Origin of the sequence: Arthrobacter sp. H41 (assembly GCF_000520535.1) — a bacterium.
In the GTDB taxonomy this organism is placed as follows: Bacteria; Actinomycetota; Actinomycetes; order Actinomycetales; family Micrococcaceae; genus Arthrobacter_D.
Genome location: NZ_KI914767.1, coordinates 37129 through 47337 on the forward strand (window position 1 = coordinate 37129; position 10209 = coordinate 47337).

8 protein-coding genes are annotated in these 10209 nt (G+C 64.3%); 4 read left to right on the forward strand and 4 right to left on the reverse strand.

The features are described from left to right. Positions 1–55 precede the first annotated feature (55 nt). From Y705_RS0103360 to Y705_RS0103370, 3 genes are all read right to left on the reverse strand, one after another. Positions 56–1606, reverse strand: a complete 1551-nt coding sequence (locus tag Y705_RS0103360; protein WP_026531828.1) for a putative bifunctional diguanylate cyclase/phosphodiesterase — start codon at positions 1604–1606, stop codon at positions 56–58. After that, entirely contained in the window at positions 1596–2129 is a 534-nt protein-coding gene (locus Y705_RS17060; RefSeq protein ID WP_155849889.1) for a DUF7793 family protein, read from the reverse strand. Before Y705_RS17060 ends, Y705_RS0103360 begins: the two co-directional genes overlap by 11 nt. A gap of 71 nt (positions 2130–2200) precedes the next feature. After that, a complete protein-coding gene (locus Y705_RS0103370; protein ID WP_026531829.1) occupies positions 2201–4540 on the reverse strand; it encodes a glycosyltransferase family 2 protein in 2340 nt (779 codons plus the stop codon). A gap of 294 nt (positions 4541–4834) precedes the next feature. On the opposite strand from Y705_RS0103370, the gene Y705_RS0103375 reads away from it, so the two are divergent. Then, the gene (locus Y705_RS0103375; RefSeq protein ID WP_026531830.1) at positions 4835–6388 is read left to right on the forward strand and encodes a chitinase; all 1554 of its coding nucleotides are present in this window, start codon (positions 4835–4837) and stop codon (positions 6386–6388) included. Between the two features lie 51 nt (positions 6389–6439). On the opposite strand, the gene Y705_RS0103380 is transcribed toward Y705_RS0103375, so the two are convergent. Then, complete coding sequence (locus Y705_RS0103380) at positions 6440–7327, reverse strand: hypothetical protein (RefSeq protein WP_155849890.1); 888 nt, start codon at positions 7325–7327, stop codon at positions 6440–6442. 376 nt (positions 7328–7703) lie between these two features. On the opposite strand from Y705_RS0103380, the gene Y705_RS21695 reads away from it, so the two are divergent. The 3 genes from Y705_RS21695 to gltX form a co-directional block, all read left to right on the forward strand. Then, the gene (locus Y705_RS21695; protein ID WP_155849891.1) at positions 7704–7868 is read left to right on the forward strand and encodes a hypothetical protein; all 165 of its coding nucleotides are present in this window, start codon (positions 7704–7706) and stop codon (positions 7866–7868) included. Positions 7869–8025: 157 nt separating this feature from the next. After that, positions 8026–8799 (forward strand): fumarylacetoacetate hydrolase family protein, encoded by a 774-nt coding sequence (locus Y705_RS0103390; protein WP_026531832.1) that lies wholly within the window; start codon positions 8026–8028, stop codon positions 8797–8799. A gap of 56 nt (positions 8800–8855) precedes the next feature. Next, positions 8856–10209: glutamate--tRNA ligase (gltX, locus tag Y705_RS17065; RefSeq protein ID WP_081737752.1), on the forward strand; the 1354-nt coding region annotated here is incomplete at its 3' end.

Consider the following 10209-nt stretch of genomic DNA (forward strand, 5'->3'; position numbering starts at 1 on the left):
GGCGGCACCCGCCAGATCTGCGCTAGTTGCACTGAGCCAGCCGGAGCCGGCGACCCTAAAGGACGTCGACCGTCACCTTGAGGAATTTGCTGGCCGTCAGCAGTTCGGTAGCTGCCACTGCCGGAAGCGGCCTGCTGAAGTAATAGCCCTGGCCGCTGGCGCATCCCAGCTCCCGCAGCTGCTCGGCCTGTTCCTTCGTCTCGATTCCCTCGAAAACCGCTTCGAGTCCGGCTGCCCGGATGAGCTGGAGGATTGCTGCGACGAATTCGAGTTGCCCGGGCCTGTGATCCAGGTCGACGAGCAGCGAACGGTCCACCTTCACCATGCTGACCGGAAGCTCGCGCAGGTAGCTGATGGAGGAGTATCCGGTTCCGAAGTCGTCGATCTCGATGCCGACGCCCAGCTTCTGCAGGCTGAGCAGCGAGTACATCTCCACCTCTCCGCGCGTCACGATGGCCGTCTCGGTGATCTCGATCACCAGGCATCGCGCTGGGACCCCGAGGTCGCGCAGGAGTGAGCGGACATGGTCCACCAGGTCGAGCTGCTTCAGCTCGACGGCGGAGAGGTTCACCCTCAGCTGGAAGTCGTCATCGAGGGGCAGCGTCCGCCTCCACTCCGCGAGTTGCCGCAGCGACGTCAGCATCACCCAGCGGTCGAGGTCGTGGATCGCCCCGATCTCCTCGGCAAGGGGGATGAAGGTGTCCGGGGGGATCAGCCCGCGAACGGGATGCTGCCAGCGGACCAGTACTTCGACGCCGAGGACGCGGTTCGTTGCGAGCTCGACCACCGGCTGGTAATGGAGCACCAGTTCGTTGGAGGTGATGGCGCCGCGCAGTTCGGTGGCCATCTGGCTCCGTAGCTGACGCGTGTAGAGCATCAGCGGCTCGAAGACCTTGATGATGCTCCGGCCCTCACGCTTCGCGGCGTACATGGCGGTGTCCGCGTCCAGCAGGAGTGCGTCCGCGGTCTGTCCCGGATCACCGAGACGAACGCCGATGCTGGCACGGGAGTGCACGTACAGATGATCGAGCTGGATCTGTTCCCCGAGCACCTGCAGCGCACGGCGCGCCACCTGCATCGCGACGTCCATGGTGACCTCCGGGAGGAGGATGGCGAACTCGTCGCCGCCAAGGCGCGCCACCATGTCGCTCTCGCGCACCACGCCATTGAGGCGCGCGGCAACCTCCTGGAGAACACGGTCGCCGGCGTCGTGCCCGAAGCGGTCATTCACGTTCTTGAAGGAATCAAGGTCGAGGAGGATCAATGCGGGAGGCAGCGAGCCGGCCTGCGCTCCGGCGAGGGCGGTCTCGATCCCGTCCATCAGGGCGACCCGGTTCGCGAGCCCGGTCAGGGCGTCCGACATCGCCATCTTCATCAGGTCGAGGTGTGCCTGTCGAAGCATCGCGGTGCGGCTTTCCACCCTCTTCTCGAACTGGTCGTACACCTGTTCCAGTTCCTCGGCGAGGAGGTTGACCCCGGTGATGACGGCGTCCACCTCGTCACGCGCCGACGACGGTTCGATCCGGCTGCTGAGTTCCCCTCGTGAGAGCCGCACAATGCTGTCCACGAGTATGGCCAGCCGCGGGTCCTTGTTGTCAGAGCTCATTCGACTCAGGGTACCTTCGGAATCCGGAGAGCCACGCAAGCGCCTCGCTCTCCGAGGAAAAGAATTCAACAGGGCACGACGGCGGCTGGCCGCCCAGCATGAAGTTGCCGATCACCCGGTCCACCGGACTGGATCCCAGCAGCGCGATCGCGGTGGAGATTCGGGCATTTCCCATCACTGACCGCGCAGCACGGTCGATCGACAGCACACCACTGATGTCGATGAGCAGTGGCCGGGCCACGCCGCCGGCCAGTTTCCGTGCCTCCGCGGCTTTTCGGTCAGCAACGGCCCGGGTGATGTGCTCCCCGGCGGGCAGCGTCAGAATGGTGGTGCCGTCGACGTCGGCTATGGCCCCCGAGTCGCCACGTTCGCCGGCGGCCGCGGCGTTGGCCGCCGCGGCATCGATCGCGACATCGGTCGCTGCCTTATCGTTCTCCCCGGCGGGAGTGTCACTGCCGCTGGTGCCGGCCGCGCCGGTCTCCCCGGATGGTTCCTCCCGCATACGGGTACGCGTCCTGTTCATCGAAGATGTCCTGCTGGTGGAACCCGGCCGGGAGAGCTGCTGGTGCGCAAGTGCCGGTGCGCCAAGGGGGATCACCGCACCATTATTCTGCGGCGGCGGTCCTTTGCTCCGCGGAGGTCCCGGTTGAGGCGCCGGTCGCCGTGGTAAAGGATCGACTCCCAGTCGGCTTCCTCGGGTGTCTTGTCGATGACGGGCGATACGACTGTCTTCTTCTTGCGGGGTGCCACGTAAAGCCAGTTCATGACACCGAGTCCGACGTCGACGACCGAGTTCTTGATGCCGATATAGGCCCGGATGGCACCCGCCGCGAGGACCGCGTTGAGGGCCGCGAAAATTGCGTTGCCCCAGTTCTGCTCAACGGCATCCCTGGCCAGGGTCAGCAGGGAGAACAGGACGATCGCGTAGGGAACCAGCACGTAGAGCGCGGGGGCCGCAGTGCGGTCCTTCACCTTCGGCGTGCGCACGAACGGAATCTTCTCGCCGGTGAAGGCCTGCTGGATGGATTTCAGCACACCGGCCAGGTTCACAGGCAGTAGCACCAGGTTGAAGCCGTAGATCCGGAAGATGTCGGAGAACCGGTGCCCGCAGTCCCGCAGGTCGCTGCCCATGGCCAGGAAGTAGGGAGCAGCCGCGAGGAAGACGACGGGGCTGAGGAGCCGGCTGTCGTAGGGGTAGGCCAGGAGGAACAGGAGGCCGAAGCTGGCCCACGCGATGGACGCCATGTAGTTGACGCGAAGGAGAACTTCCCGGAAGAGGATCTGCTCGCGCTGGTACCGCCGTCGCCGCAGCTGGTTCCAGAGTTTCGGGAGGATCAGGAGGCCGCCGTTGGCCCACCGCCGGCGCTGGACAACGAGCGAACCGAAGTCGGGGGGCGTCGCGCTGTAGCTGAGGCGCTCCGGATAGTTGACCAATGTCCAGCCGTGGGTGCCGAGGTCCACACTCGATTCCGTGTCCTCGATGACGGTGCGGTCCTGGATGTAGGTTCTGATCTCGAACCCGCCGACGTTCTCCACCTCGACGATGTCCTCGATGGCTTCCTTCCGGATGACGGCATTCGCGCCGACCCAGAAGGTAGCCCCGTAGTAGGACATGCCCTGGTGCAGGATGTGCTGGATGTCGGTGGATGCACCGGCCACGCGTTCGATGCGGGTCGGTGCCCCGCGGAAGGACGAGTAGGGGGTCTGCGTGACTGCCACCCGCTCGTTGCCCGGTGACTCCAGCAGGTACACCAGGCGCAGGCAGTAGTCCCGAAGGAGCAGGGAGTCGGCGTCGAGGGTCAGCAGGTAGGTGGAGTCGGGCACCACGATGTCGTCCGGACGCTCCTGTCCCGGCTCGACGGCGCGCAGCACCACGCCGTCGCCGGCGGCTTCGCGGTGCCAGCGGCGGCCCATGAGGGAGATGTAGGCGTTGAGGTTCATGGCCTTGTTCGCCTCGTGGGACAGCGAGGCAAAGCGCTTCCGCTCGAAGGTCTCGAGGCGACTGTTGAAGATCCGGACCAGCCGGACGTAGAGCTCGCGCATGCGGGGTACATTCGGTGCGTCACGCTGTGCCAGGGCTGCGGTGAGTGCAAGGACGGTCAGCCGGAGTTCGCGGGCGAGGCCCATGATCACGAGGTCGACGAAGAACTCGTCGACGTGGTCCTCCACGCGCTCCGTCCCGGCCATGGCCTCCAGCCATCCCGAGGCCTCCTCGTAGGCGTGGATGAGCCGCTGCAGTTCATGGAGCATGTCGGGTCCGGTCCCGGCTGCGCTGGCCGTGCGCTCGTCGAAACCCTCAAGGGCCGAGATTGCCGCACCGGCGGGTTCGAGCAGGCTTGCCTCGATCTCGACGGTGAGCGCGCGCGTCGCCTCGAGGCGGCTGCGGACGGCGGGATCGGTGGGCTCGGGTGGATCATCCAGCAGCAGGACCACCCGCAGATCGGGAAACTCCTGGAGCGCGGCCGACCACAGGGTGGCGCGAACCACCTGGGGTTCTTCGGCGTAGGAGGGAACCAAAACGGTGATGCCGTCGCGGTGGTCCGCGAAATGCCGGTCGAGCTCACCCCGTGGAATTCTGCGGTGGTCGCGGAACCGGTATAGCGCGCCCTGCCGGGCAACGAGATACATCAGGGCGGAGAAGGTCAGGAAAGTGACCACAATGAGGTAGGAAACGGCCTCGAATTCGAACCGGAAACCGGCGTTGGGGTTCTCCGCGAACTGCCGCAGGATTGTCGTCACCACATAGGTCAGCCAGGCCACGATCGTTACGGTTATTCCGAGCCGTCCTAGCGCGATTTTGCGGCTGGATGGAATGGGATGCACGATCGAGAGAGGTTCTGACCGCTTCTCTGCACCCCACTGGCGTCGTCGTCCGCTTGATTCCCCCGGCGCGCCCGGCAGTGAAGTGGAGGGCGCGGCTATTTTGTTCGACATATTTCATCCCCAGCAGTTCGGCAGCGGCAATACCGCTGCCTTGTCAGCAATTGACCGGAAACCACGGATCCGAAACCTGGAAAGCGTCCCGATGTGAGACCGGAAGGGACGGTTTCGAAACAATCGGCTGAGATGGCCGATCTGTGATCGGAGTAACAGTATCATTGATCCATCAAGCATGATTTGTTAATTTGATTGCTTGATCAGGTCTCATCGATGCGCCCTTTCCGGGCACTTTCTACTTGCTGGTCTCATTACTTTTTCCGCCCGTTCCGGGCATCAACTGGGGGCATTGTGTCCAAACGTTTTCCAGGCCGAAGGCTTTCCGTACTCCGGCTTCTGGTCCTTCTCAGCGCAGCATCAGCACTGGTGGTCGGCTCCTTCGTGGGGCTGAACCGGTTCGAGGACGCCCGGGCCGCCGATGCCGGGGGAGCCTTCTTCGCCGGTTATGTGGATGCCACCGCCACGCCCTTCTATCCTTTCGAGAAGCCGGTGACCGACGAGGGAAAGAACGTACTGCTCTCCTTCATCGTCGCGGATCCCGACGACGGTTGCGAACCTTCCTGGGGCGCCGCCTACAGCATGGATGAGGCCGAGACGGCGCTCGACCTCGACCGCCGGACCGCCCGATTGGCCCAGAACGGGGGAGAGGTGTCGATCTCCTTCGGCGGGCTGCTGAACGATGAACTGGCGACGTCCTGCTCGGACCCGCTCAAGTTGAAGGACGCCTACGAGCGCGTGATCGACCGCTACGAGGTCTCGATGATCGACCTGGACATCGAGGGGGAGAACCTGCTGGACACCGCGGCGGGGAAGCGGAGGGCGGAGGCGATCGCAGCCCTTTCGAAGGAGCGTGCCGCAGCGAAGAAACCCCTCAAGGTCTGGCTGACACTTCCAGTGGCCCCGTCGGGCCTCACCGAGGCAGGGACCGACGCCGTCGCGCAATTTCTCAGCGCTGAAGTCGACCTCGCTGGGGTCAATGCGATGACCATGGATTACGGCGAGGGCAGGGAGGCCGGCGTCAGTATGCTTGACGCTTCGATCAACGCGGCGAAGGCGACGCACAGCCAGTTGTCCATCCTCTACCAGCGGGCGGGAATCGAACTCGGTCCGCAGGCTGCATGGCGCAAGATCGGTCTGACACCCATGGTGGGCCAGAACGATGTCAAGGAGGAGGTCTTCGACCTCGATGCGGCGGACGCGTTCAACAAGTTCGCCATCAGCACGGGGGTGGGCCGGATGTCGATGTGGTCACTCAACAGGGACGCCACCTGCAGTGACAATTACCCTGACCTCACCGTGGTCTCGGACGGGTGCAGCGGCATCGATCAGGACGGACTGCAGTTCGCGCAGGTTCTCGGCGAAGGATTCGAAGGCCGTGCCGCCACGCTGAGTGACGCTCCGGCGCCCTCGGAGGCTCCTGCCGGCCCGGTCGAGGATGACCCGGCTACCAGCCCTTATCCGATCTGGAGCGAGACCGGCACCTATACCGAGGATGAGCGCGTCGTCTGGCACCGCAATGTCTACGTGGCCAAGTACTGGACCCAGGGCGACGTTCCGGACAACCCGGTGCTCCAGGCCGCCGAGACGCCATGGACCCTGCTCGGGCCGGTACTGCCGGGTGAGAAGCCGCTGCCGAAAGTGACGGCACCTGCCGGAACCTACCCCGCCTGGGACGCCGAGAAGACCTACCTGAAGGGTGAGCGCGTGCTTCTCGGCGGCGATGTGTTCGAGGCCAAATGGTGGTCCAGGAGCGACAGCCCCGAGGCCGCCCAGCAAGGGTCGGATGCCTCTCCGTGGAACAAGCTCAGCAGTGAGGAAGTCCAGGAGTTGCTAGGGCAGAAGTAGCACTCCGGAAAAGACTGGATACCGCTCCTGAATTCCCTGCCCCAAGAGAGTTCAGGAGCGGGTGGGCTCGATGTCCTCGATCAGTTCCCGCGCCGAATCGGCCCTGCTCGGGGCGCCGGCCTTGCTGAACAGCTTCTCGCTCGTCTTGAGGTTCTGCGCCGCCTCGGGTTGGTCCCGTTTGGCCTTCAAGGCTCTCCCGAGCAGCAGGTGGGCTTCAGCAGCAGTATGGGTGGCGAGCAGCCTGTCTTTGCTGATGACGAATTTGAGGCGCTCGGCCGCTGCATCGAACTGGCCGGTGAGCACAAGCCAGTGCGCCCTGGTCAACGCCAGCTCAACCTTGTCGCGTTCGCTGCCCCCCACGATCGAGACGGCCAACTCGGCGCGGTCGATGCATTCGAGCGTTTCAGGCTGGACGACGCCGGCGGCGAGTCGGATCTCGGCGGAGGCCCGGTTGAACTTGGCCCAGAGCTCGAGATCGTTGGTGGGGGAGAGGTTCTCAGCCGCAAGGCGATGGTACTTGGTGCCTTCCTCGGACTGGTCCATAAGGAAGGCGACGTTGCCGATGGCCCAGTAACTCATGCCCGCGCTTTGTGAGCTCGGGTTGCCCTGCAGGAGGGCGGCCAAGGTCAGGCATTCCACCCAGGCATCCTCAAGTTGGTCACTGTCGGCGAGGGCCGCGATCAATGTGTCTTGGGCCTTAATCTGATAATCCTGTTGATCCAAGGCCAGAGCAGCGCTGACAGCTGCCTTTCTTGCCGCCAATACGGCCTCAGGTAAGTCGCCGCAGCCCTGCAGCGCCAGAGACAGAATGGTGGAGACCCGTGCAGTAAGCGCGGCTGACTGGATTGTAAGTGGGTGATTTTCAAGTTCCTGGGAAACCTCTGCGGACTCCCTCATAAGACCCAGCTTGCGCAGGCACTCTGCCTGCAAGAACGTCATGTTCCACCAAGCGGAAGCGTCACCGAGACCAAGGGCTAGAACTGCTGCCTCGTGGGCCGTGCGGCGAGCCTTATCGTAATCCCGCTGGTTCCAGGAATCGCGAGCGCTTAGCTCGAGAAGCACACGCTCGCCTGGTTCATTATGCGGAGCCATCGCCACCTTCCTGTCGCGGTGCACCGTGTGACCACCGGTGCTGTTGGGGCTGATCCCCTGCTTGCCGGGCCCAAGTCTAGGGCAATCCGAAGTAAATGTACTGGAAAGTTGAAAAAGTTGCTGGAGTTACTGGTGTGAACACACTGTTTTCGTATATCCTCGGACTAATCGCACTCGCGAGAAGGAAAAACCAGGTCTCCCCTCAAGCCCAAGGATCAATATTATGAAGAAAATTGCCGCAACAGTAATGTTGACCGCACTGCTCGTGGCCGGTGGAGGATCCGCGGCATTCGCCGGGGACAAGTCCTCGACCAAGACCACATCCTCCTCGACCAAGACCGTCTCGCCCACGGTGTCGGGCACCGACGTCAACCGCTGGCCTCACTAGGCCTTCCAGACTGTGGCTGCAACGCCGCCGTCTAACCCTAGTACGTCCAGCAGTATAGCCAGCACCACTTAGGCCGCGGACCTACACCTTCTGGGGAGGGAGGTCCGCGGCTTTTGTGTGCCCGCGCCCGGTGCGCCGTGACCTGTAGCCTTGGGCCATGCGAATTGCACGTTTTGTAGTGGATGACGATCCCATGTTCGGCGTAGTCGAGGGGCCCAGCGGAAGCGAAGAAGTGGCGGTGATCAACGGTGACCCGTTCTACGCAGGGGTTCACCTGACCGGGGCACGCCATGCCCTGGAGGACGTGAGGCTACTTGCGCCGGTGATTCCGCGCAGCAAGGTGGTGGGCATCGGCCTCAATTATGCGGACCACGCCAGCGAGATGGGTTCGGCAACCCCGGCCGCTCCGCTGATGTTCCTCAAGCCGAACACCTCGGTCGTCGGTCCGGGTGACCCGGTGATGCTTCCCTCCTTCTCCGACCAGATCTCGTACGAGGCCGAATTGGCAGTGGTGATCGGCCGCATCTGCAAGGACGTTCCCCTCGAGCGCGTTGACGACGTCGTCTTCGGGTACACCTGCGCCAACGACCTCACGGCGCGGGACGTCCAGAAGACCGACAACCAGTGGGCGCGGGCCAAGGGCTTCGATACGTCCTGCCCCCTCGGGCCGTGGATCGAGACCGATCTCGATCCCGAGAACCTCAGCATCCAGGGGAGCCTCGACGGTGAGCTACGCCAGGACGGCTCGACGAGCAACATGATCTGGGGCGCGCGTGAACTCGTGGCCTACGTGTCCCAGGCCTTCACGCTGCTGCCGGGGGACATCATCCTCACGGGCACGCCGGCCGGAGTCGGCCTGATCACCGACGGCCAGCGCTTCGACGTCGACATCGAGGGAATCGGCAGGCTCTCCAACCCTGTCCGGCGCTGAGCGGAGCGTCCGTTCCTGCAACCCGGGCTGTGCCCGGCTACTAGACTTGCACCATCATGACTACTGCCGCTGAGCTCCCCACTGTCACCGCATCCACTCCCGTCCGCGTGCGTTTCTGCCCGTCGCCAACGGGAACTCCCCATGTGGGCCTGATCCGCACCGCCCTTTTCAACTGGGCCTACGCGCGGCATACGGGCGGAAAGCTGATCTTCCGCATCGAGGACACGGACGCCAACCGGGACAGCGAGGAGAGCTACGGGCAGTTGCTCGAAGCGATGCGGTGGCTCGGTATCGACTGGGATGAGGGAGTGGAGGTCGGCGGACCCCACGCGCCGTACCGCCAGTCACAGCGCAGCGAGCTGTACTCGGACGTCGTCGCCAGGCTGGTCGAGGCCGGCCACCTGTATGAATCGTTCTCCACCCCCGAAGAGGTCGAGGAGCGTCACCGTGCTGCCGGCCGTGACGTCAAGCTCGGGTACGACAACTTCGATCGGGACCTCACCGCCGAGCAACGTACGGCGCTGCGCAGCGGGGGTCGCGAGCCCGTCCTGCGGCTGCGCATGCCGGACGAGGACATCACCTTCACCGACCTGGTGCGCGGCGAGATTACCTTCCGCGCCGGAAGCGTCCCCGATTTCGCCGTCGTCCGTGCCAACGGCGCCCCCCTCTATACGCTGGTCAATCCCGTGGACGATGCCCTGATGGGCATCACCCACATCCTGCGGGGAGAGGACCTGCTGTCCTCCACTCCACGGCAGGTGGCTCTCTACCGTGCGTTGATCGACATCGGCGTGGCGCGCTACATGCCGCTCTTCGGGCACCTCCCCTACGTGATGGGGCAGGGGAACAAGAAGCTTTCGAAGCGGGACCCCGAGTCGAACCTCTTCCTCCACCGCGAGCGCGGGTTCATCCGGGAAGGCCTGCTCAACTACCTCTCCCTCCTCGGCTGGAGCCTGTCCGCCGATGAGGACATCTTCACGGTGGACGAGCTGGTGGAGAAGTTCGACATCACCGACGTCCTCGGGAACCCTGCCCGCTTCGACCTGAAGAAGGCCGAAGCCATCAACGGCACCCATGTGCGGCTCCTCGATCCGGCGGAGTTCCGGACGCGCCTCGTCCCCTATCTCGTGGCCGCCGGGCTGGTGGGGGATCCACTGGACCCCCGCGAGACAGCAATCATCGCGGAGGCCGCACCCCTGATCCAGGAGCGCATCACGCTGCTCGGTGAGGCGCCTGAGATGCTCGGCTTCCTCTTCAAGAACGACGACGCCATCGACGTCGCCGATGATGCCCGCAAAGGGCTGCCCGCCAATCTCGACGAGGTCCTCGACAGTGCCCGCGAAGCGCTCGAGAGCCTCTCCGGCTGGGACGCCGACTCCATCCAGGCCGCGCTCCGCGAGGCGCTCGTCG